20 protein-coding genes are annotated in these 21,986 nt (G+C 35.7%); 5 read left to right on the plus strand and 15 right to left on the minus strand.

Going from position 1 to position 21,986, the window contains the following annotated elements:
* The first annotated feature begins 7 nt into the window (after positions 1–7).
* From ACULEU_RS02745 to ACULEU_RS02765, 5 genes are all read left to right on the plus strand, one after another.
* Positions 8–427 (plus strand): HYC_CC_PP family protein, encoded by a 420-nt coding sequence (locus ACULEU_RS02745; RefSeq protein ID WP_445453924.1) that lies wholly within the window; start codon positions 8–10, stop codon positions 425–427.
* Between the two features lie 108 nt (positions 428–535).
* The gene (locus tag ACULEU_RS02750; RefSeq protein WP_445453925.1) at positions 536–2,557 is read left to right on the plus strand and encodes a TonB-dependent receptor plug domain-containing protein; all 2,022 of its coding nucleotides are present in this window, start codon (positions 536–538) and stop codon (positions 2,555–2,557) included.
* Positions 2,558–2,572: 15 nt separating this feature from the next.
* Positions 2,573–2,914: a heavy-metal-associated domain-containing protein gene (locus ACULEU_RS02755; RefSeq protein ID WP_445453926.1), complete on the plus strand. Its 342-nt coding sequence runs from the start codon at positions 2,573–2,575 to the stop codon at positions 2,912–2,914.
* Between the two features lie 58 nt (positions 2,915–2,972).
* Positions 2,973–3,701 carry a DUF2490 domain-containing protein gene (locus ACULEU_RS02760; RefSeq protein WP_445453927.1) on the plus strand — a complete coding sequence of 243 codons (729 nt, stop codon included), beginning with the start codon at positions 2,973–2,975 and terminating at the stop codon, positions 3,699–3,701.
* Between the two features lie 66 nt (positions 3,702–3,767).
* Entirely contained in the window at positions 3,768–4,451 is a 684-nt protein-coding gene (locus ACULEU_RS02765; RefSeq protein WP_445453928.1) for a DedA family protein, read from the plus strand.
* Between the two features lie 49 nt (positions 4,452–4,500).
* On the opposite strand, the gene groL is transcribed toward ACULEU_RS02765, so the two are convergent.
* The 15 genes from groL to topA all read right to left on the minus strand — a co-directional run bounded on the left by groL (position 4,501) and on the right by topA (position 21,841).
* Positions 4,501–6,132, minus strand: coding sequence for a chaperonin GroEL (groL, locus tag ACULEU_RS02770; protein WP_445453929.1), 1,632 nt, complete (start codon positions 6,130–6,132; stop codon positions 4,501–4,503).
* A 42-nt stretch (positions 6,133–6,174) separates the two neighbouring features.
* Positions 6,175–6,450 (minus strand): co-chaperone GroES, encoded by a 276-nt coding sequence (locus ACULEU_RS02775; protein WP_445453930.1) that lies wholly within the window; start codon positions 6,448–6,450, stop codon positions 6,175–6,177.
* Positions 6,451–6,583: 133 nt separating this feature from the next.
* The gene (gene secG, locus ACULEU_RS02780) at positions 6,584–6,916 is read right to left on the minus strand and encodes a preprotein translocase subunit SecG (RefSeq protein WP_445453931.1); all 333 of its coding nucleotides are present in this window, start codon (positions 6,914–6,916) and stop codon (positions 6,584–6,586) included.
* A 2-nt stretch (positions 6,917–6,918) separates the two neighbouring features.
* Positions 6,919–7,767 (minus strand): tetratricopeptide repeat protein, encoded by an 849-nt coding sequence (locus ACULEU_RS02785; RefSeq protein WP_445453932.1) that lies wholly within the window; start codon positions 7,765–7,767, stop codon positions 6,919–6,921.
* A 70-nt stretch (positions 7,768–7,837) separates the two neighbouring features.
* Positions 7,838–8,341: an LPS assembly lipoprotein LptE gene (lptE, locus tag ACULEU_RS02790; RefSeq protein WP_445453933.1), complete on the minus strand. Its 504-nt coding sequence runs from the start codon at positions 8,339–8,341 to the stop codon at positions 7,838–7,840.
* A gap of 52 nt (positions 8,342–8,393) precedes the next feature.
* Positions 8,394–9,215 carry a hypothetical protein gene (locus ACULEU_RS02795; RefSeq protein ID WP_445453934.1) on the minus strand — a complete coding sequence of 274 codons (822 nt, stop codon included), beginning with the start codon at positions 9,213–9,215 and terminating at the stop codon, positions 8,394–8,396.
* Positions 9,216–9,269: 54 nt separating this feature from the next.
* Entirely contained in the window at positions 9,270–10,532 is a 1,263-nt protein-coding gene (locus ACULEU_RS02800) for a sigma-54 interaction domain-containing protein (protein ID WP_445453935.1), read from the minus strand.
* A gap of 2 nt (positions 10,533–10,534) precedes the next feature.
* Positions 10,535–11,989 carry a tRNA (N6-isopentenyl adenosine(37)-C2)-methylthiotransferase MiaB gene (gene miaB, locus ACULEU_RS02805; RefSeq protein WP_445453936.1) on the minus strand — a complete coding sequence of 485 codons (1,455 nt, stop codon included), beginning with the start codon at positions 11,987–11,989 and terminating at the stop codon, positions 10,535–10,537.
* A gap of 158 nt (positions 11,990–12,147) precedes the next feature.
* Positions 12,148–13,194, minus strand: coding sequence for an NAD(P)/FAD-dependent oxidoreductase (locus ACULEU_RS02810; protein ID WP_445453937.1), 1,047 nt, complete (start codon positions 13,192–13,194; stop codon positions 12,148–12,150).
* Between the two features lie 66 nt (positions 13,195–13,260).
* Positions 13,261–14,175, minus strand: coding sequence for a type IX secretion system ring protein PorN/GldN (porN, locus tag ACULEU_RS02815; protein ID WP_445453938.1), 915 nt, complete (start codon positions 14,173–14,175; stop codon positions 13,261–13,263).
* A 49-nt stretch (positions 14,176–14,224) separates the two neighbouring features.
* Entirely contained in the window at positions 14,225–15,766 is a 1,542-nt protein-coding gene (gene porM, locus ACULEU_RS02820; protein ID WP_445453939.1) for a type IX secretion system motor protein PorM/GldM, read from the minus strand.
* Between the two features lie 56 nt (positions 15,767–15,822).
* Positions 15,823–16,458 (minus strand): type IX secretion system motor protein PorL/GldL, encoded by a 636-nt coding sequence (porL, locus tag ACULEU_RS02825; RefSeq protein ID WP_445453940.1) that lies wholly within the window; start codon positions 16,456–16,458, stop codon positions 15,823–15,825.
* A 50-nt stretch (positions 16,459–16,508) separates the two neighbouring features.
* Positions 16,509–17,915: a type IX secretion system lipoprotein PorK/GldK gene (porK, locus tag ACULEU_RS02830; protein ID WP_445453941.1), complete on the minus strand. Its 1,407-nt coding sequence runs from the start codon at positions 17,913–17,915 to the stop codon at positions 16,509–16,511.
* Between the two features lie 251 nt (positions 17,916–18,166).
* The gene (locus ACULEU_RS02835; RefSeq protein ID WP_445453942.1) at positions 18,167–19,321 is read right to left on the minus strand and encodes a formimidoylglutamase; all 1,155 of its coding nucleotides are present in this window, start codon (positions 19,319–19,321) and stop codon (positions 18,167–18,169) included.
* A 3-nt stretch (positions 19,322–19,324) separates the two neighbouring features.
* Positions 19,325–21,841, minus strand: a complete 2,517-nt coding sequence (gene topA / locus ACULEU_RS02840) for a type I DNA topoisomerase (protein WP_445453943.1) — start codon at positions 21,839–21,841, stop codon at positions 19,325–19,327.
* Between the last annotated feature and the right edge of the window lie 145 nt (positions 21,842–21,986).

Here is a 21,986-nt window from a genome sequence, read left to right on the forward strand (position 1 = left end):
TTGCCTTATGATTTTTAAAAAGCACATAAGTCTTCTAATTGCATTGCTGGTATTGGTGTCCAATTCAGGTCTTGCATTCAATGTGCATTATTGCGAAGGTAAGATTGCTTCCATTTCCTCTGTGTTTTCAGAGGAAGAGGTTTGTGAACAGCCTGTTGTAATTGAAAAGACCTGCTGTGCAAAAATCGAAAAAACCCACAAAGAATGTTGTTCTGATAAAAAGGTTGACCTAAAAAACAAAACCGAGAAGATTATTATCAAAACGATTTCGCTTGATTTTGAACCAGCTTACTTTACTTTTTACAATACACTCACATTTTCAACTACCGGAATCCAAATCAATACAGATGAAAATGTAGCATTTTATTGCGAGGCGAATGCACCGCCACTTTACAAACTCTATTGCCAATATACTTTTTATTGCTGATTTAATCTGAATTTAGTTTCTATTCTCGTTTGCTTGATGAGAATTATTTGAAATCAAATTAATTGTAACTTTCAGCACCTCTAGTTGCTGAAATAAATTCAGCATAAAATGAAAAAAACACTGTTATTCCTAATATTGTTGTTTTCTATCAGTACGTTTTCTCAAGAAGATATCAAAAAAGATACGCTCAAAACCGTAACTATAGAAAGTAATAAAAAAGGACTAAAAAAATCAATTTCCGGTACAGCAAATACTACACTCGTTACTAGTAAAGAGTTGCTTAAAGCAGCTTGTTGTAATTTGGCAGAAAGCTTCGAAACCAATCCGTCCATCGATGTGAATTTCTCCGATGCGTTGACAGGAACCAAACAAATTCGAATGTTGGGTTTAACAAGTCCCTATATCATGATTACTGAAGAGAATATCCCATCTGTTCGCGGCGCTTCTCAAGCCTATGGATTGTCTTTTACGCCCGGAACCTGGGTTGAAAGCATACAGATTACTAAAGGTGCAGGAAGTGTAGTCAATGGCTTCGAAAGTATTTCGGGCCAAATCAATACCGAGTTAATCAAGCCCATAAAGGACATTCCATTTTTCCTGAATGCTTATGGTTCTACCGATTCTCGTTTTGAACTCAATACCCATTTCAATAAAAAAATCTCCGATTATTGGTCGACGAGTTTGTTTGTTCACGGTAACGCACGTATTTCTAAAAACGATATGAACGATGACGGATTTCTGGATAATCCGTTGGGAAAACAAATCAATGTTGCCAACCGTTGGCAGTATTCCAATCCGAATACAGGTTGGGTTTCGTTTCTTAATCTTCGGTATATGAATGACAATAAGCAAACAGGGCAACTTGATTTTGATCCGGATAGAGACCGATTTACAACCAATTATTGGGGTTCAGAAATCAGTACAGAGCGAATTGACTTTTCTTCCAAACTAGGCTATGTTTTTAAAGATATGCCATATCAAAGTATCGGTTTTCAAAATGCTTTCAGCAGCCACAATCAGCAATCCTACTTTGGGCTCAATCAATACGACATCAAGCAGCAAAGCTATTATTCTAATCTGATTTTCAATTCGATCATAAACAATACCAAGCATAAATTTGCGACAGGACTGAATTTTACTTATGATAAATATAGTGAGTTTGTCAATCTTTTTGACGTCAGCAGAATCGATAATTCGGTGGGCGCTTTCTTCGAATATAATTTTGATGACAACGATAAATTCAGTTATATACTTGGTGGACGATTGGATTATCACAATAGGTTAGGTGCCTTCTTCACTCCAAGACTACACGTTAAATATAATCCTTGGGAAAAATCGGTTTTGCGTTTTTCTGCCGGAAGAGGAAAACGTGCGGCGAATGTTTTTGCCGAAAACCAAAATCTTTTTGCAAGTTCCCGAACCTTCTCTATTTTGAATACCAATGGAGAAGTTTATGGTTTACATCCTGAAATAGCATGGAACTACGGAATCAGTTTTACCCAGAATTTCAAATTATTTGGAATGAATGCCGATACTACGGTTGATTTTTATCGAACCGATTTTCAAAATCAGGCCGTGGTTGATGTTATGAATTCGCCACAACAGGTTTTGTTTTATAATCTGGACGGAAAATCCTATGCCAATAGTTTGCAACTTGATTTTAATTTGGAAATCATCAAACATCTGAATTTGAGAACTGCCTATAAATATTTTGATAGCAAGACGGCTTATCTTTCGGGGAGTTTTCAGAGACCTCTACAGGCCAGACATCGATTTTTTACTAATATTGAATACGCCACACATATTGTTGAAAAAGGGAGACAATGGAAATTTGATTTCACTGCGAATTGGTTAGGAAAACAACAATTGCCCTATACAGGAAGTAATCCACCACAAGAGCAGCTTCCAGAATTTTCACCGTCATTTGCTGTAATGAACGCACAAATTACCCGAACTTTTTCGAGTACTTTTGAACTATATTTAGGCGGAGAAAATATCGGTAACTACCGTCAGGATAAAGCCATTTTGGGAGCAGACAATCCTTTTGGCTCCAATTTTGATACCTCAATAATTTATGCTCCGGTTTTTGGTCAGATGTATTATGCTGGATTGCGATTTAAAATAAAATAATTAAAAAACACACGTATGAAAAATATGATTTTAGGAATGTTGCTATTGATGGTAACAGTATCCATTCAGGCGCAAGAGAAGAAAAACAAAAACGCTAAATACAATGTTGAAGTCAATGGTAATTGCGAACAATGTAAAAAGCGTATTGAAAAAGCTGCGTTATCAGTTACAGGTGTGAAAAGCGCCGAATGGCATCTTGATGACCATGTTTTGCATTTAATTATTAACGAGGAGAAATGCTCCGTTACTGAAGTTAAACAAGCAATAGCTAATGTTGGTCACGATACCGAAGATGTTAAAGCTAAAGACGAAGTTTATGAAAAGTTGCATCACTGCTGTTTATATGAAAGAAAATAATTTACAAACTCCTTAGAAATAAGGAGTTTTTTATTTCTAATTTTGTAAAAAAAGCGCTTTGAAAACAAAATTAACTGTAATCGCTCTGATTATTTATTGTACTGTATTTTCTCAAACGAAGCAAGATCAGCGCGTTTGGTTTGCTTATATTGGTCAATTCAAGATTTCCGAAAAGTGGGGTGGTCATTTGGAAGCTCAGTTTCGATTAGACAATCAACTCGAGCAGAATCTTCAAAATCTTTTTAGGATTGGCGGTGTTTATTTTTTATCATCTAGAGCGAACATTACGGCCGGTTATGCCTTAGTGAATACCTATAATGTAAGCCAAGATGCTTTTTTTAAAGAAAATAGACTTTGGGAGCAATACCAGCTAAATACAAAATGGAATGAGAACAAAAACACGATGACACATCGTTTCAGGCTAGAACAACGTTGGGTTGAACAGCTTTCTACTGATATTGCTATTGCTGGCACAACAAATTATCAAAATAGGTTACGCTATTTGAATAGAAATTTATTTCATCTTCTGAACTTAAAATCGGAGAAGAATGAGGTGTATGCCGTGCTTCAAAATGAAGTTTTTTTAAATTTGGGAGATAATAAGATTAACAGCAAGTTTATAGATCAAAATCGTTTGCTTGTTGGTTTCGGATTGAATTGCAACAACAGTATTCGATTGGAGTTAGGGTATATGAATCACTTACTTACATTCAGTAAAGGCGATAATGTAATGAATCATACTGTCTCTCTTTCATTACTTCAGAATTTAGATTTACAAAAGCAATAATTTTAACGCAGAATACGGGAAAAAAGCAGTATTTTCACGCTCGATTTCTAACTAAATTTATGGTGCATGAGTGATTTTGACTGGATGCAGTTGCTGAATCCCGAGTTTTATATAACCCTTACTTTTGGAGGTGTAAAAGTGGGCTTGTGGATTGTTTTATTTATTGTTTTTGCCGAAACGGGTTTATTTGCCGGTTTCTTTTTACCAGGTGACAGCTTACTTTTTTTGGCCGGGATTTACAGCCGGGATTTGATTGAAAACTTTACTATTATCGAAAGTGATTTAGCTAATGTTACCCTTTTAGCAGTACTTGTGGCTATTGCCGGAATTATTGGAAATATGGTTGGCTATTGGTTCGGATCCAAAAGCGGTTATTATTTGTATAAAAAAGAAGATAGTTTTTGGTTCAAGAAAAAGTATCTGATACAGTCTAAAGACTTCTTCGAAAGATATGGAGGCAAAGCAATCATTTTTGCTCGTTTTTTACCTATTGTAAGAACATTTGCGCCCATCGTTGCCGGAATTGTAACTATGGATAAAAAGAAGTTCATGTTTTACAACGTGGTCAGTTCCCTTCTTTGGTCTTTCATCCTTATTTTTTCAGGGCATTACTTATACGGAATGTTCTTAGAGAAATTTGATATTGATTTAAAACATCATATTGAGAAGATTGTCATTGCCATTATATTGATTTCGACTTTCCCAGTTTTTCTCAAGATGATTAAGAAAACTCCAAAACAAGAAGAATAAAAAAAGCCTCAAGAAATTGAGGCTTTTTTTATAAAAATAAATGAAATGATTACATCATTCCTGGCATTCCACCACCCATTGGCATTCCACCACCAGCATTTTCTTCCTTGATTTCAATTAAAGCACATTCAGTTGTTAAAATCATTCCAGAAACTGAGGCTGCGTTTTCAAGAGCAACTCGGGTTACTTTTTTAGGGTCGATGATTCCAGCTTTAAGCATATCGACATATTCATCCGTTTTAGCATTGTAACCAAAGTTTGCTTTGCCTTCAGATACTTTTGCTACTACTACAGAACCTTCCAGTCCTGCATTTTCAACAATAGTTCGTAACGGCGCTTCAACTGCACGTGATACGATTTGAATTCCCGTTGCTTCATCTGCATTATCCGCTTTAAGTTTGTCTAAGGCAGCTTTAGCTCTAAGTAAAGCAACGCCACCACCAGCAACAATTCCTTCTTCAACAGCAGCGCGAGTTGCGTGTAAGGCATCATCTACTCGGTCTTTTTTCTCTTTCATTTCCACTTCAGAAGCAGCGCCAACATAAAGAACGGCAACACCACCAGCTAACTTAGCTAAACGCTCTTGTAATTTTTCTTTATCGTAGTCCGAAGTTGTGGACTCCATTTGACCTTTAATTTGATTGACACGATTTTTAATCATATCAGCACTTCCTGCTCCATTTACTATGGTAGAATTGTCTTTGTCGATAGTAACTTTTTCGGCAGTTCCCAACATTTCTAATGTGGTATTTTCAAGCGTATATCCACTTTCTTCAGCAATTACAGTTCCACCTGTTAAGATGGCAATATCTTCCAACATTGCTTTTCTTCGGTCGCCAAAGCCAGGAGCTTTCACCGCTGCAATTTTTAGTGCACCACGCAATTTGTTTACTACTAACGTTGACAAAGCTTCGCCATCAACATCTTCAGCAATAATCAATAATGGTTTTCCTGATTGCGCAACAGGCTCTAAAATAGGCAACAACTCTTTTAAAGACGATACTTTTTTATCATACAAAAGAATGTAAGGTCTTTCTAATTCCACTTCCATTTTTTCAGGATTGGTCACGAAATAAGGTGAAAGATAACCTCTGTCAAACTGCATTCCTTCAACCACATCAACATAAGTATCCGTTCCTTTTGCTTCTTCCACAGTGATAACACCTTCTTTACCAACTTTCCCGAAAGCGGTAGCGATTAAATCACCAATAACTTCGTCGTTATTTGCCGAAATAGAAGCAATTTGTTTTATTTTTTCGGAATCGCTTCCTACAACTTGTGCTTGTTTAGCCAAATCAGCAACGATTGCCTCAACAGCTTTGTCAATACCACGTTTTAAATCCATTGGGTTGGCTCCGGCAGCCACATTTTTAAGACCTTCTTTAACGATAGCCTGCGCTAAAACGGTTGCAGTTGTAGTTCCGTCACCAGCTAAATCGTTGGTTTTAGAGGCTACTTCTTTTACCATTTGGGCACCCATATTTTCCAAAGGATCTTTTAATTCAATTTCTTTCGCAACAGTAACACCGTCTTTCGTAACATTCGGACCTCCAAATGATTTCCCAATGATTACATTACGTCCTTTAGGACCAAGGGTTACTTTTACTGCATTTGCCAATGCGTCAACACCGCGTTTAAGACCATCACGTGCTTCAATGTCGAATTTTATATCTTTTGCCATTTTTAATTGTGTATTTGGTAATTTTAATTGGGTTATTTGGAATTAGATGATTGCAAGAATATCATCTTCTCGCATGATTAGATAATCTTTACCGTTGAATTTTAAATCGGTTCCTGCATATTTTCCGTACAGTACAGAATCTCCAATTTTAACAGTCAAAGGTTCATCTTTTTTGCCATTTCCAACAGCAACAACAGTTCCTTTTTGTGGTTTTTCTTTAGCGGTGTCAGGGATGATAATTCCTGATGCTGTTTGTGTTTCAGCCGCAGCAGGCTCAATAATTACTCTGTCTGAAAGAGGTTTAATATTTAATGCCATAATATAAAGTTGTTTATTTAATGTTCGTCTTTTTGATTTCAGAAATTATACCAATTGGGTACTGGCTGACAAATTTTCAGTTTAAAAAAAATGCCAGCATTCGATGCTGGCATTATATTTTGGGATACAAAAATTATTGTTTTGGTGTTTCCGCTGGTTTTGCAGGAGCCGGTGTTGCCGTTTTTGGGGCAACAATTTCTTTATCGTCGATGATTTTGGAGTCAGAACCACCCATCATACCTGGGAAACTTAAACTTGATAATAAAATCAAAACGATTAATATAGTAGCTAAAGTCCAAGTACTTTTGTCTAAAAAGTCAGTCGTTTTTTGAACGCCACCCATTTGAGTTGAACCTCCTAACGAAGATGATAAACCGCCACCTTTAGGGTTTTGTACCATAATCACGATTATCAATAGAAAACAAACTATTGTTATCAGTACTAAAAAAATTGTAAAATTAGTCATTGTTATAAATTGTTATTTTGTTGTAAAATTCTAATATCCGAAATTCGGTCTGCAAAGAAACTACTTTTTTCTGGATATTTCAAAATTAATATTTCATAAGCCTGAATTGCTTTAGAATATTTTTTCTGTTCCAAATATACTCTAGCCAGCGTTTCTGTCATGAGATACGTTGTGTCTTCCGAAAACGTTTCTATTACTGGGACTACAGCGTCTTTTGCTATTGGAGTTATTTTAGGGTTGTTTTCTATGAATTTGTCAATGAGGTCAAGTTTTTTCTTTTTAGCGCCGCTCCGTTCCATTTCGACATTGCTACTATCACTAGTTGCTGTTTTGATTTCTTCACGAACTATTGGTTTTAAGCGTGATAGCTGTAACCATTCCTGAAAGGAGTGTTTTTCGTTTTTAGAAAATTCCAAAGGTTTCCCTATAGCGAGTTTTTCTTCGACTTTTTGCTCATCAGAAGGTGTGGCTTCTTTAATCGATGTTAAAATGGATTGTTCAAGAGCATCTACTTTATTAGGTTTAGCCTCTACGATTAAATGTTCGCTGCCCACAACATTCATATTCATTAATTCTTCGAGCTTCTTTTCATACAATCCCTTTTGCACGGAGACAAAACTGTCAGAAGTGATAAAGTCAAACAAAATACTTCGGTCTGTAGTATAGGCAGCCGATACTTTTAAAGCATAATTATAATGAAAACTATCCTGATTATAGAGATGCTTTAACTTTAAAACTCGGGCACTTTGAAAATAAGGGAAGGCTTCCAATACAGTATCTAATGTATCGGCATATCTATCGTTGATAGCGTCAGGTTTGTTGAGTAGAAAAGTATAATCGGTTAAATTCATTTCTATTTAGTATGCCGTTTTTAATTTGCAGATTGTTTTATTTTAATTATAATCTGATTATTAATCACTTTTACCATTTTGCCAAGGACTCATTGAATATGTCTTGGGTTATTCTTTCAAAAATAACATCCAAAGCTTCTGTTAGTTTAGAGCCTACCAATTGTGTAGTCCCATCGTAGTCAAAAAAGAAAGAAAAGCGTTTTTCAAAATTGTCAGCTTCTTTGTTTTTGTTACTGAATCTTACCTGAACGGCAATACTCAATCTATTTTGCGCTGCCGTTTGCGCAGCTGTAGCCTGCATAGGAGTGATTCGGTATTCTACAATTTCACCTTCGTAAAGCAAATCGCCATTAGAAGAAGTTAAATTCAGGTTAGTTTGATTCTGAATAATTTCCTGAAGTTTAATAGTAAATGTTCTTTCAATTCCCGGTTCTACTAAGTCGGCATTATTTTGAAAATAATTGACCTGAAACGTTTTGGCATCGATAGGCTTAGCTCCAGTAAAATTATAGGAACCACAACTGTTAACAGTAATAGCAAGGATGAAAACAGAAAGTAATTTAATAAACTTCATAGCAATAATTCAAGACTGCTAAAGTAATTCTTTATTTTGAATTATAGAAGGGTTAAAATTGGTGGATGTATTCTGCAAATGAGTAGAATTCAACTGTATTCATACTATTGTCCAAAACCTCAATACCAATTGAGAAGTCTTTAATATTGTGAGTTGGATTATTAGTAGTAGAAGAAGTGTAACCATAACTATAATAATTAGGGTCAGAGGTACCTCTATCATAACCTCCTGCTATATTTGTAGATGTTACACTGTCAATAAAAAAATTTGGATCTGTTAGTGATTTAACTCTTGCCACAGCTAAAACAGATGCATAAATCGGATTCGCACCAATTCGAGCATCAAAATCGAAATTTTTGACAACGTCAACAGTATTATTGGCTACTTTTTTAAATGAAGTCATATCGCCATTGAAATAGCTCATATGATATTCTCCGGCATTAGACCCCATTCTAACAAAATCAACCGCTAACTGATCCGCATTAACCACACAGTTTATCGTAAAGTCGCTTCCATAGGAGTAAGTATACGTTCTAGTCGTTGCATTAAAAGTATAAGGTAAACCATTTATGCTTTGGATGGTATTGTTGGGAGTGTACGTGATGACATTAGTTTCTGATACTATTCCGTTCACGTATTTGGTATCATTGATCACACGATTTTGACTATCGTAAACGAATTCTTCAACTACAGTTCCATCAGAAAGGGTGATGTTGGTCAATAAACCATTTTCAATATTCCAATGTTTTTCGTTTGGACTATCGCGATAAAAAACAACTTTTTGTAAAATGGAATCAGTATTGACATTATCATCACTGCTGCTACAAGAGAAAAGCGTAGTGGCTAAAACTAAAAGAGTTAAAATTTTGTTCATGGCTATATAATTTGGTTGGCGTAAACGTAAATAGTTATTGCTAAATTAAAAAATTTATAGGTCGTATTGCTTGATTTTTCGATAAAGTGTTCGTTCTGAGATGCCTAATTCATCGGCAGCAGCTTTTCGTTTGCCTTTATGACGTTCCAAAGATTTTTTGATAAGTTCGATTTCTCTTTGTTCCAATTTTAGAGTTTCCTCTTCTTCGACCGTTTCTGCCATAAGGTAGTTAGCATCGTCGTCGTCGTCAAACTCTTCTTGATCGATATCGTGTTGAGGTGCTATAGCACTAAGTCGCGGTTCTTCTTCAAAATTAGTAATAGCCTCTTCTTTTTGTCCAAAGACTTTCTGAATCAGGTTTTTATTCATTTCCTGTACTTTAGAACTTCCGTTTTGCATTAATTCCAAAGTTAATTTTTTGAGATCGTGTAAGTCACTTTTCATATCGAAAAGCACTTTGTATAAGATGTCTCTTTCCGTTGAAAAATCACTTTCCGACTTCTTTTTCCCAATTACAGAAGGTAAACTTGTTCCTTCTGTTGGCAAATAAGATTGCATAGTTGCTAACGAAATATCGCGGTTGGTTTCTAAAACCGAAATTTGTTCGGCAAAGTTTCTTAACTGACGGATATTTCCACTCCAACGGTATTTTTGAAGAAATTGAACGGCATCGTCGCTTAATTTTACCGGAGGCATTTTGTATTTGTGAGCAAAATCAGAGGCAAATTTTCGGAACAGTAAATGGATGTCTTCTTTTCGTTCCCGAAGTGGTGGTAATGGTATGTCAACAGTACTCAATCTATAATACAAGTCCTCACGAAATTTTCCTTTTTCGATGGCGTCAAACATATTAACATTGGTAGCCGCAACGATTCGGACATTTGTTTTTTGTACTTGAGAAGAACCTACTTTGATAAATTCGCCATTCTCAAGCACACGCAACAATCGTACTTGCGTTGTTAAAGGCAATTCGCCAACTTCATCAAGGAAAATGGTTCCGCCATCAGCCACTTCAAAATAACCCTGTCGTTCCGAATTGGCACCTGTAAAGGAACCTTTTTCGTGTCCGAAAAGTTCACTGTCAATAGTTCCTTCCGGAATGGCACCACAGTTTACAGCTATATATTTTCCGTGTTTTCTGTGTGAGAGTGAATGGATAATGCGTGGGATACTTTCTTTACCAACGCCACTTTCACCTACAACTAAAACGGATATGTCAGTAGGAGCAACCTGAATTGCTTTTTCTATAGCACGATTTAGTTTTGGGTCATTGCCAATAATCTCGAAACGTTGTTTTATGCTTTGAACGGTTTCCATAATTAGTTTGTTTGCATTTCACTGTACCCGATTGCTTCTCCTAGTAAGGTTCCGCTGGTACAATTAGTAATTAGTACATTGACAAAATCGCCTATATTATAATTTTCCCTAGGAAAAACAACCATGAAGCCTTGTGAATTTCGTCCTGATAAATCCTTATCTGATTTTTTGGATACTTTCTCTACCAAAACTTCCACGGTTTTGCCTAAAAATTCTTTAGTTCTCAAACCGCTGTGAATTCGTTGTAAATCTACTATTTCCTGAAGTCTTCTAAACTTTGTCTCTTCTGCTACGTCATCTTCCATCTTTCTTCCCGCTAATGTTCCTGGACGTTCTGAATAGGCATACATGTAACCAAAGCCATATTTTACATATTCCATCAATGATAGTGTATCTTGATGATCTGCTTCGGTTTCTGATGGAAATCCAGCTATCATGTCTTGTGTGATAGAACTTTCTGGGAGAATGATATTAATTTTATCTATAAGAGCTCTATATTCGGAACTAGTGTGTAAGCGGTTCATTTCTTTTAATATTCTGTCGCTGCCACTTTGAACGGGAAGGTGAATATGTTTGCAAATATTAGGATATTTTGCAATCACATGGAGTACTTCTTCATGCATGTCTTGTGGATTTGAAGTAGAAAATCGGATTCGCATTTTTGGAAATTGAATCGCAACCATCTCAAGTAATTGTTCAAAATTTACAGCGGTAGCCTTTTGCATTTCGGTTGCTTTTTCAAAATCCTTTTTTAAGCCGCCTCCATACCATAAATAGCTATCTACATTTTGACCTAAAAGCGTAACTTCTTTAAATCCTTTGCTCCACAAATCTTTTATTTCTTCTATAATGCTCTGTGGCTCACGGCTTCGTTCTCTACCTCGAGTGAAAGGGACTACGCAAAACGTACACATATTGTCGCATCCTCTTGTGATTGATACGAGAGCAGTTACGCCATTACTCATCAAACGAACCGGAGATACATCGCCATAAGTTTCTTCTTTAGATAAAATTACATTGATTGCATCTCTACCGTCTTCAACTTCTTTTAATAAATTGGGTAAATCCTTATAGGCATCTGGACCAACGACCATATCGACAATTTTTTCTTCATCTAGAAACTTTTCTTTCAGACGTTCTGCCATACAGCCTAAGACACCCACTTTCATTCCCGGATTCACTTCGCGTTTGACCGCATTATATTTTTCCAAACGCTTTCTAACGGTTTGTTCTGCTTTATCTCGGATGGAACAAGTATTGACTAAAACCAAATCGGCTTCTTCAAGAATTGTAGTAGTATTATAGCCTTCATTAGTCATTATGGATGCTACGATTTCACTATCAGAAAAATTCATAGCGCAACCATAGCTTTCTATAAATAGTTTTTTGGTGTTTTGTAGTTTATGTTCTAAAACAAGAGCTGTTCCTTGTTTTTGTTCGTCAATTTCCTTTTCCATAAATAATTTTGGCTTAATTTTCCAATGCTATAACGCAAGAATTGGACATCAAAGATAATACTAAAATATAAAATATGACAAGATGGCAGAAAGGGTTTAACAAAAGATTACAATAAGTAACATTGACTAATTCGTGGGAACAATATGAACAAGACTCATTATTTTTTACTTTCGTATCTTTTAATATCAATTGCCTTGTCCAGAGGTTCTTTATTTTCAATAAAGTTAAATAAATCTATAGCCATTGAAGGAGCAAGCATAACGCCACGGGTTCCTAAACCATTAAGAATATGAACATTTTTATGAATGTGATGTGTTCCCAATAATGGGCGCCTGTCCTTAACCGTTGGTCTCACACCTGCTAAATGATCTATAATTTCAAAGTCGCATGTAATAAGTTCCTTTAATCGTTCGATAAGTTCTTGTTTACCTTGCTCTGTTGGTGTGTTTGATTTATCTTCCCAATTGTAGGTTGCTCCAACTTTATAAAGATGGTTCCCTAGTGGTAGGATAAAAACACTTGTATTGATTATTACATTAACCTCTAAATCAATAGCTCTGATTATAAATAGTTCCCCTTTGGTTCCGTCTAAAGGTAAATAACTAAAGAATGGATTAGCATGCATACCAAAACCTTCTGCAAAAACGATGTGTCGGACTTTTTCATTTTCGTATTCGAGATGATTTTCAAAAATCTTTACTGCGTCATAATTGAAATCGCTTTCCCTTAACCAGTTGTTTTTTTGCAAATATTTGTGATAGTTTATAAGTAAGGCTTCGGTATCAACATAGCCCGTTTCTAAAACCTCTCCGAAGCCAAAAGGAGATTCAATACTGTTATATTTAGTCGTTATGATTTTTGTGGAGAGAAAAGGGGTAAGGCTGGGTTTATCTGATGCGGCAAACCAATTGTTTTGTTCTTCTACTGAGAAAAACTTTCTGTAAATTGGAATTTTAAAGTCAAGCTGTAGGTCAAGTTTTTGTTCTAGGCTTGAATAGAATTTACTTGCTGTGTGAAGCTGAGTGTTAGCATTCCACACTTGACTAAATCTTTTTAGGATGACAGGGTTGTATAAACCACCAGCAATTTGGGTTGAGTTTTGCGAATGATTATCAAAAACAATAAATGTCTTCCCATGCTGCAAAAGTGCTTCTGCAAAGGCAATTCCGGCCAAACCTGAACCCACTATTATATAATCAACCATAGTTTATCGCTAAAAAAAACTCTCACCATAAAGATGAGAGTTTTATATTGTATTATGAAATATCTTTTAGTAATTCCACATGTCAGATTCAAAACTACGAATCTTTTCTTTGACCCTTTCGGATTCTAAAAGCTGATTTTGAGAATTGTCTTTCATGTATTGCTGGATTTCACGGTCACCGTATACATTTTCTTCTTTGTATATCTCTCCGTTAAATCGTCTGGAGTTTAGCAAATGATCGAATGTGATAGGCATGGCTGAGTTTTTATCATTAAATGCTTTTGACTCATGTAGAATGTCTCTAACCGCAGGGAAATACACCCAAAATAAGTCGATAACATCTGCATTATCATTACCAGCATCTCTTGCTTCAGGAGTAACTGGACACAAAGCCAATAATCTATATTTTAATTCACCTTGGCGTTTGTCAAAGTACCAATAACCTTTAATTTTGTAGCCAGAAATATAACTGGCATCTAATTCTTTTTTATTGATAAATTGTGGGTCTAATACTTTTTTCCCGGATTTGTACTCATCATAATAATTGTTGATTTCGTCTTTTCCTGCGTCTATAGTATCTACGTAAGTGAAAGATGATTCCATATCCTTGAACGTTTTCTTGGTATTGAAATAATCATCTACATATACCTCAGTAATTTTCCCATTTTTAATATTCTTTACAAGAACATCAAACAAAGCTCTTCTTTCTTTACCAACAAATGCTGTGTCAATAGGATAATAAAAAGGGAAATTAATTCTCTCATCAATATCAATAAACTCCCAGATGGTTTTACCCATCAATACGTCTCTATCGTGAACATAACCATAAGGTAATGGTTTGTCGTTGTCAGAAATCAACTGAGCAGGTGTTTTCTTTCCAATCTCATCTGGAGTTTTGGAATTCAACAAGTTTGACTGAGCAAAAGTTGAAGCGCTTATTGCTACGGCAAAAACTACTGATAAAAGATTTTTAATTTTCATAATTGTATACTATAAGTTATTTAAGTAGGTTTTTCTTCAACTTAAATTATTATTGAATTTCATAAATAACTGGTGCAGCATCTTTAGGAACTATACTTGCTGTAGTTCCAACAATTTTTGTTTTAATATCAAAAATTGAGATTTGATCACCTTTTGTAGCTCTTGCTAAAGCAGCCTTACATTGCGCATTAACTCGGTCTCCGCTAACAATGATTGCTGCTTGTCCTGGAACTTTGAAACTAAATCTCGTAACATTGAAATTCAAGTCATACAAGAAGTCCTGTAATACTGCAGAAATCTGTGAAACTTCTAAACGTGACTTAGCACCTTTGATAATTCCAACCTGACCTGCAATGGCACCAACTGGAGCTGGGATATTTTTAATTCTGAATACTTTTTTATCAGCTACAGATTTTCCATCAGACATTTTACCAGTAGCGGTAACAATAACTTCAGTACCAGAACCTGGATTCAAGTTATACTTACCTTTCCCAATAGAACTTAATCCAGGAGCAGAAGCAGTAACGTTGTTTTCAGGAATACCAGCAAATGATATTGTCATTGGGTTTGGTAAACCTCGGTATACTACGTTCATTTTATCAGCAGAAATGTTTGCTGAATTTGGACGTGGAACAACTACATATTTACCTTCAAATTTCAATGGTACTGGTTTTCCGTCTTCCATGAAAGAGAATGTACCATTAATTGTTTTTTCTCCAACACCACCAGCAGTCATCGAGATAACAGCTTGTCCGTTTTCAATTTTACCTGGTCCAGAGAAACTTGTTGGAACCGTGTTTGCATCGTATTTACCTAATACTACTTTCCCTTTCACTGTCTCACCTTCAAAGAATACATTTTTTTCTAAAACTACCATAGCTTGGAAGTTTTTCAAAGATGCAGCTTGAGCAATAGTGTTGCCAATTAAAGCGTTGAAAATATCTTGCTCTGTTGATTGAACATCATTTTGCATACTTGTTAGTTTAGCAAGCGATGCTACAGCAGGAAATCCTTCAAAGTGGTATGATAAATATTTTTTAGATACACCTTCTTTATCTTTTACATTATCTAAATTGAATTTAGATTTAATGTTATTGATAATAGGTTGGTACTTAACATCGTTTCCAAAAACGGCAATTAAATCCTTTTTGTATTTTTCTATTTTGGCAATGATTTCATCACCTTTTTTAGAATATTTATCACCTTCAAACCAATTTTCATCGATATAGCTACCTTTGTCCATTGCTTCGTATGGTAATTTACCATTCTCTTCTCTGTCAAATTCTTTAGAAACATCATTTTTAATGTTACCTAAATAAGTGTAAAGTTCTTTGGAAATCTTTTGCACTTCATTTGCTTTATCTAAAGGTGCTTTAAATCGAGCTGGCTCATCTTCTGCCTTTTGCTCTAAAGTTCCTAATAAACTTTTATTGTATTCTTCAGAAAATTTATTTACACCTTCAAATTTTTCATTCATTAAACCGAAAGCGGTCAATACTTCTTTTGACATGTTCAATGCCAACATCGCGATGAAAACCAAGTACATCAGGTTAATCATCTTCTGTCTAGGGGTTAGTTTTCCTCCTGCCATTTTTTCTAATTAGTTTAAATTATTATTTTGTTTAAAATATATAGTTATAAAACTAATTATCCTTTGTTACTCATTGCAGAAAGCATTCCACCATATACATTATTCAATGTAGATAGGTTAGAAGTCAAACTTTGCATTTGATCTTTTAATTTTAAATTGTTTTCAGCGACCTCATTGTTAATTTGAGCGTTTCTTTCAGCGCTTTGTAATTGAACTTGGTATAAGCCATTTAAAGTTTCTAATTGAGTAGCTGCTTTAGTCATTTCTTCAGCATATTTTTTAGTTGAAGCTACAGAATCAACTGTTGGAGAGATTGCTTTTGCAGCACCTTCAAAATTCTTGATACTGTTTCCTAAGCTTTCCATCAAAGCGCTGTCAACTTTAGCTTCTTTCAACATCGCGTCTAATTTTTGAGATAAAAGACCTTGAGCATCTTTTGGATCTTCCGCTTTCTTCGTTTTTTCTTTAGCTTGACCACCAGCTAATTCTGGATACACAAGTGACCAATCTAGTTCTGTGTCAACTGGATCAAAAGCAGACAAACCAAAGATTAATGCTTCTACTCCAAGTCCTATGATCAACATCGCACTTGCTCCAGTCCAGTGTTGTATTTTAAATAATGCTCCTACGATTACTACTGCCGCTCCCATACCGTAAGCGAAATTCATAGTTTTTTTGCTTAATAATGCCATAATAATAAAAATTTTAGTTAGTTAAGTTAATATATTCAAGTTAGTTTAATTTATTTTCTAGGTGCAGCATTCTTGGTTACTTGTGTTCCCATATAATCTTGTACTGTACGGAAACCAATATAACTTCTTGCAGAATCTGCATATTCAAAATCTCTAGTTCCTACTTGTAAGAAGTAAGCAACGTCTTTCCAAGAACCGCCACGAACTGCTTTTCGCATGTTCTTAGTATCAGAAACGTTTGGATTGATTGAAGAAACATATTCATAAGCTGCAGCGTCATAAGACGAATCTGTCCATTCTGCTACGTTACCTGCCATGTTATATAAGTTATAACCGTTTGGCTCATAAGATTTTGCTTCTACAGTATATAATGCCTGATCTGCAGCATAATCTCCTCTGTTTGGTTTGAAATTTGCTAGGAAACATCCTCTGTCGTTTTTAGCATAAGGACCACCCCATGGGAATGTTGCTGATTCCAGACCACCTCTTGCTGCATATTCCCACTCTGATTCGATTGGTAAACGGAAAGAGTTAATTAAATCGCGTTTCTTTTTCTTTGATTTGATGTATGCGTTTTTGTTAAGTGTTCTCCAAGCGCAAAATGCTTTAGCTTGTTTCCAACTTACTCCAACAACTGGATATTGTGCATAAGCTTGGTGCCAGAAATAATCATTGTGCATTGGCTCATTGTAAGAGTATGCGAAATCTTTAATCCAAACTGTAGTATCAGGATAAACTTCTTGTTGTTCTGTCTTAATAAATGAACTTCTTTTTCCAACCTTAGCTTTCGCTGCTGCCTGAATATCCATCCAAGAATATCTGAATTTTAATTTTTTAACATCGATAGTTCTCAAACCATTGAAAGATTCAGCTATTGGCAAATACATTGTATCCATAACTTCAGTGTAATACTCATCTGGATATTTCTTAGTATCCTTTATGAGTTTAACTTTCTTGTTAAGTCTTCTTCCAGCGTAAGGATCGTCGTCAGTACCGACACTATAATAATTCTCATACATGTATTTATCGTATGGAGTCATTTTTGCAGGATCGGTATCGTTGAACGCAAAATCACCAATGCTGCCACCTTTGCCACCTTTACCGCCTTTACCAGTAGAAGTTTGTCCAACTTCATCTGCCAAAATCGCTAAACGCACTCTGATAGTTGAGTCTTTAACCCATTCTACAAATTGGCGGTACTCACTATTCGTGATTTCAGTTTCATCCATGTAGAATGATCTAACGGTAACCGTTTTTGTTGGCGCATCCTGCATATTTGCAAGATCATCGTCGGATTTACCCATAATGAACGCTCCACCGGGTATCAAAGTCATTCCAAATGGCTTTTCTGGATGCCATTTCTTTCCTTTAACTCCTACCAATTCACCTTTGTCGCTAGATCCACCACAACTGGTTAATACAGCTAAAAATGACGCAAATGTTATGAACTTCTTCATATGTATATTTTGGGGTTAATTTGATTAAAATTTTAAGGCCGTAAACCTATTTATTATTTTTCAAAAAAGCAATTAATTACTATTAAATTTATTAGTTTAAATATTCTATCAATTAATTCACATTTCAAAAATAGAATTATTGTTAGTATAAAAAAAATATTTTATCGATAAAATGCACTTTTTAACGATAAAATGCTCTTTTTTGTATTTTTTGTAAGTATATATTTATTATATTGATAAATTTATATTGATTAAATGCTATTTTTTCGCTGGGCTTTCCACCATCTTTCCGGAATTTCATTGTTACAGGCAGCTAAGTATTCTTCGTGCGAACAAGGTAATAACGTATTTTTTTTCAGTTTATTGTGCTGCCCTCCAAAAAAATTTATCTCTATCCACCATCTGCCCGTTTTATTGCTCTTGTAGAAAACTAATTCTTCACTTTCCAATGGAACTATATACTTTAAATAATTTTCTTTTGTTCCAAATGGATATTCATTGGAGCGATAATTTACCCCTTCAATAAAGTACCAGATGATTTGAGCAATTAATACAGATTCTGTATTAGTATTATTATGATTAAAAATCCCCAAAGAACTTACTTTATCACTGATGCCAGAATATCGAGACAAACTGCAAATCTCTTTGCCATCAAAACCGTTAGGCGTAAAAGTAGTAAAATTTCCTGAATAGGAAGACTTTACCGAATTCAAATCTACACTTACAATATCTGCATCTCTAAATGTAGGTTCGGCTAGCTCTATATTGTTTGAAATTTCTCCCAATCTGTAGGCGTCAAAATATAATTTTTCAATTAAATCAATCTCTTCCTGTGAATTGTAGTAGGTTTGGAAACCGATATTACTATAGTTAAAAAGATTATTGGGCTCATCCAATACTATTTTGGACAAATATGAATTGGCTTTAATGTCTTCATCTTGCTTTCCAAAATCAAATTTACTGTCAATAGATACCAAATTCACCATTTGCTCCTGATTATCGTATGCTCTGTAAAGTGGATACGTTAAATCTTGTGTGCCACCAATAACAATCGGAATAATCCCTTTTTTTATAAGTTTGGAGGCTACTTTCTGTAGGGCAAAAAAAGTATCTTCCAAAGAATTTCCAGCAATAATATCTCCTAAATCTGCCATTGGGGTTTGCCAATTACCCGGAAACAAGCCATATAACTCTTTTCGGATGGCATCCAAATTTACTTCTTGATCTACGAAATTTACAGCGCCTCTGTTTTCTAAAACTCCTATTATCGCAATTTTTATTTTATCTATGTCCGGAAAATCTTTGTCAGTATGAAACGCTACTTTGCTTCCCAAGTGTTGGGAGGACAGTCCGTTGATGTATTGGATAATTTCGTGATCAACTGGTGACAAAAAATCGAATTCCATAGATTATTTCTTTTTAGCGGGTGCTTTTTTGGTGGTAGTTTTCTTAGTGGCCGTTTTTTTAGTTGCGGTCTTCTTTTCCGGAGTTTTGGAAGCAATCATTTCTTTTACTTGCGCTAAAGTCAATTGGGAAGCATCAATATCTTTATTTAATTCGATTTTGAGTTTGCCTTTTAGGATAACCGATTTACCCCAGCGAGCTTTTTCCACCAAAATACCTTCTTCTTTCCAGTCGTGTATTACTTTATCGATATTCTTTTGTAATTTTTCCTCAATCAGTTCCGCAATATCAGCTTGAGATAAATTGTCAAAGTTGTATTTTTTGCTAACATTTATGAAAATACCATTCCATTTCAAGAAAGGGCCAAAACGACCCACGCCTTTTTGTACAGGCTCATTCTTGTATGTTGCAATCGGCGCATCGGCTTGAGCTTTTTCATTAATCAACTCCTGAGCTCTTTCCATAGTAACGTCTAACGGATCTTCGCCTTTGGGTAATGAAATGAATTGCTTTCCAAAGCGGACATAAGGGCCAAATCTACCATTACTTACTTCGACTTCTTCGTCTTTGAATGTTCCTAAGTTTTTTGGCAACAAAAACAAATTCAGCGCTTCTTCCAAAGTAATACTTCCTATGTTCTGTTCCTGACGCAAGCTGGCGAATTGTTTTTCATCATCGTCTGCTTCGCCAATTTGGGCAACGGGACCAAATTTTCCTAAACGTACCAAAACTTGTTTACCTGTTTTAGGGTCTTTACCCAATATTCTCTCACCACTCTCTCTTTCTGCCGTATCCTGAACTAAAGTTACATTCGGGTGAAACTTATCATAGAACTCTTGCATCATCTTAGCCCAGTCAATATTTCCTTCGGCAATTTCGTCAAAATCCTGTTCTACTTTCGCAGTGAAATTATAATCCAATATCGCCGAAAAGTTTTTAACTAAGAAGTCGTTTACGATAGTTCCAATATCCGTCGGTACTAGTTTACCTTTATCAGAACCTGTATTTTCGGTTAGTATTTGTTGTGCAACCTTGGCGTTTTTAAGCGTAAGTTGCGTATATTTTCTTTCGATGCCTTCTAAAGTCCCTTTTTCTACATAGGTTCGGGCAATAATTGTCGATATTGTTGGTGCGTATGTCGAAGGTCTTCCAATGCCCAATTCTTCTAATTTTTTTACCAAAGATGCCTCGGTGTATCTTGAAGCTGGTCTGGTGTATCTTTCGGTCGCTGTAATCGAATTGTTTTCGAGATTTTCTCCTACTTTCAAGGCAGGCAACATGCCTTCTTGTTCTTCATCATCTTCATCATTGCCTTCTAAATATACCTTTAGGAAACCTTCAAACTTGATAACTTCTCCAGAGGCTTGAAAAACTTCTGAATGGTTGTTTGCTTCAATTCTGACATTGGTTCGTTCCAACTCGGCATCACTCATTTGTGAAGCCAGTGTTCTTTTCCAAATCAAATCGTATAAACGTGCTTGGTCTCGTTCAACATTAACTGTATGACGGGACATATCGGTAGGACGTATGGCTTCGTGTGCTTCTTGGGCACCTTTACTTTTGGTAGCGAAGGTTCTTGGTTTAGAATACTCCTTGCCATAGGATTTTGTGATTTCTGCCTGAGCCGCTTCAGAGGCTTCTTTGGAAAGATTCACGCTGTCTGTTCTCATGTAAGTAATCAATCCCGCTTCATATAAACGCTGAGCAATTTGCATCGTGATCCCAACCGGTAAATATAATTTACGGGCAGCTTCCTGTTGTAAAGTAGAGGTTGTAAAGGGTGCGGCAGGTGATTTTTTAGTAGGTTTGGTTTCTAAATCGCCTATTTTATAGGTTGAACCTATATTTTTATTCAGAAAATCTTCAGCTTCTTTTTGGGTGGTAAAGTTTTTAGGCAATTTGGCTTTAACCGTCTTTCCGGCTTCGTTGGTAAATTCGGCGGTAACCGAATAAGAAGCTACTGGTTTGAATTCTTGTATTTCTCTTTCGCGTTCTACAATCAAACGAACAGAAACCGATTGCACTCTACCTGCTGATAATCCGCCTTTTACTTTTTTCCATAAAACAGGAGAAAGTTCATAGCCTACTAATCGGTCCAAAACCCTACGGGCTTGTTGGGCATTGACCAAATTATAATCGATTTCCCTTGGGTTTTCGATGGCTTTCAGTATGGCATTTTTGGTAATTTCGTGGAAAACAATTCTTTTGGTTTTGCTTTTATCTAATTTCAATTCTTCCGCTAAGTGCCAAGAAATGGCTTCCCCCTCGCGGTCCTCATCGGAAGCTAACCAAACCATATCGGCATTTTTGGCAAGTGATTTTAGTTTGGTAACTAAGGCTTTTTTATCAGATGAGACTTCGTACTTTGGTTTAAAACCATTGGCTACATCTACGCCGATTTCCTTGGATGGCAAGTCGGCAATATGACCGTAGCTTGATTCTACCTGGAAGTCTACTCCCAAAAACTTTTCAATGGTTTTTGCCTTAGCTGGTGACTCAACGATAACTAGATTCTTTGCCATATATGGATTGTTTATGTCGGCAAAAGTAAACGTTTTTTTTAAATTTCCGATTTAAGGTAACTTTTTAACGATAAAATGCTTTGCCTGAGGGCAAGTTGAAACTTTTGCTGTGTTGTTCTATATTCGTTCGATTAAAGACCCATTT

The sequence above is a fragment of the Flavobacterium sp. 25HG05S-40 genome, assembly GCF_052654735.1.

Coding starts and splice junctions, on each gene's coding strand:
- secG (WP_445453931.1), bottom strand. CDS start 6,916: ATGACTAATTTTACAATTTTTTTAGTACTGATAACAATAGTTTGTTTT.
- ACULEU_RS02745 (WP_445453924.1), top strand. CDS start 8: ATGATTTTTAAAAAGCACATAAGTCTTCTAATTGCATTGCTGGTATTG.
- ACULEU_RS02765 (WP_445453928.1), top strand. CDS start 3,768: ATGAGTGATTTTGACTGGATGCAGTTGCTGAATCCCGAGTTTTATATA.
- porL (WP_445453940.1), bottom strand. CDS start 16,458: ATGGCATTATTAAGCAAAAAAACTATGAATTTCGCTTACGGTATGGGA.
- porK (WP_445453941.1), bottom strand. CDS start 17,915: ATGAAGAAGTTCATAACATTTGCGTCATTTTTAGCTGTATTAACCAGT.
- ACULEU_RS02775 (WP_445453930.1), bottom strand. CDS start 6,450: ATGGCATTAAATATTAAACCTCTTTCAGACAGAGTAATTATTGAGCCT.
- ACULEU_RS02750 (WP_445453925.1), top strand. CDS start 536: ATGAAAAAAACACTGTTATTCCTAATATTGTTGTTTTCTATCAGTACG.
- ACULEU_RS02800 (WP_445453935.1), bottom strand. CDS start 10,532: ATGGAAACCGTTCAAAGCATAAAACAACGTTTCGAGATTATTGGCAAT.
- porM (WP_445453939.1), bottom strand. CDS start 15,766: ATGGCAGGAGGAAAACTAACCCCTAGACAGAAGATGATTAACCTGATG.
- groL (WP_445453929.1), bottom strand. CDS start 6,132: ATGGCAAAAGATATAAAATTCGACATTGAAGCACGTGATGGTCTTAAA.
- ACULEU_RS02795 (WP_445453934.1), bottom strand. CDS start 9,215: ATGAACAAAATTTTAACTCTTTTAGTTTTAGCCACTACGCTTTTCTCT.
- ACULEU_RS02785 (WP_445453932.1), bottom strand. CDS start 7,767: ATGAATTTAACCGATTATACTTTTCTACTCAACAAACCTGACGCTATC.
- porN (WP_445453938.1), bottom strand. CDS start 14,175: ATGAAAATTAAAAATCTTTTATCAGTAGTTTTTGCCGTAGCAATAAGC.
- ACULEU_RS02755 (WP_445453926.1), top strand. CDS start 2,573: ATGAAAAATATGATTTTAGGAATGTTGCTATTGATGGTAACAGTATCC.
- topA (WP_445453943.1), bottom strand. CDS start 21,841: ATGGCAAAGAATCTAGTTATCGTTGAGTCACCAGCTAAGGCAAAAACC.
- ACULEU_RS02810 (WP_445453937.1), bottom strand. CDS start 13,194: ATGGTTGATTATATAATAGTGGGTTCAGGTTTGGCCGGAATTGCCTTT.
- miaB (WP_445453936.1), bottom strand. CDS start 11,989: ATGGAAAAGGAAATTGACGAACAAAAACAAGGAACAGCTCTTGTTTTA.
- lptE (WP_445453933.1), bottom strand. CDS start 8,341: ATGAAGTTTATTAAATTACTTTCTGTTTTCATCCTTGCTATTACTGTT.
- ACULEU_RS02835 (WP_445453942.1), bottom strand. CDS start 19,321: ATGGAATTCGATTTTTTGTCACCAGTTGATCACGAAATTATCCAATAC.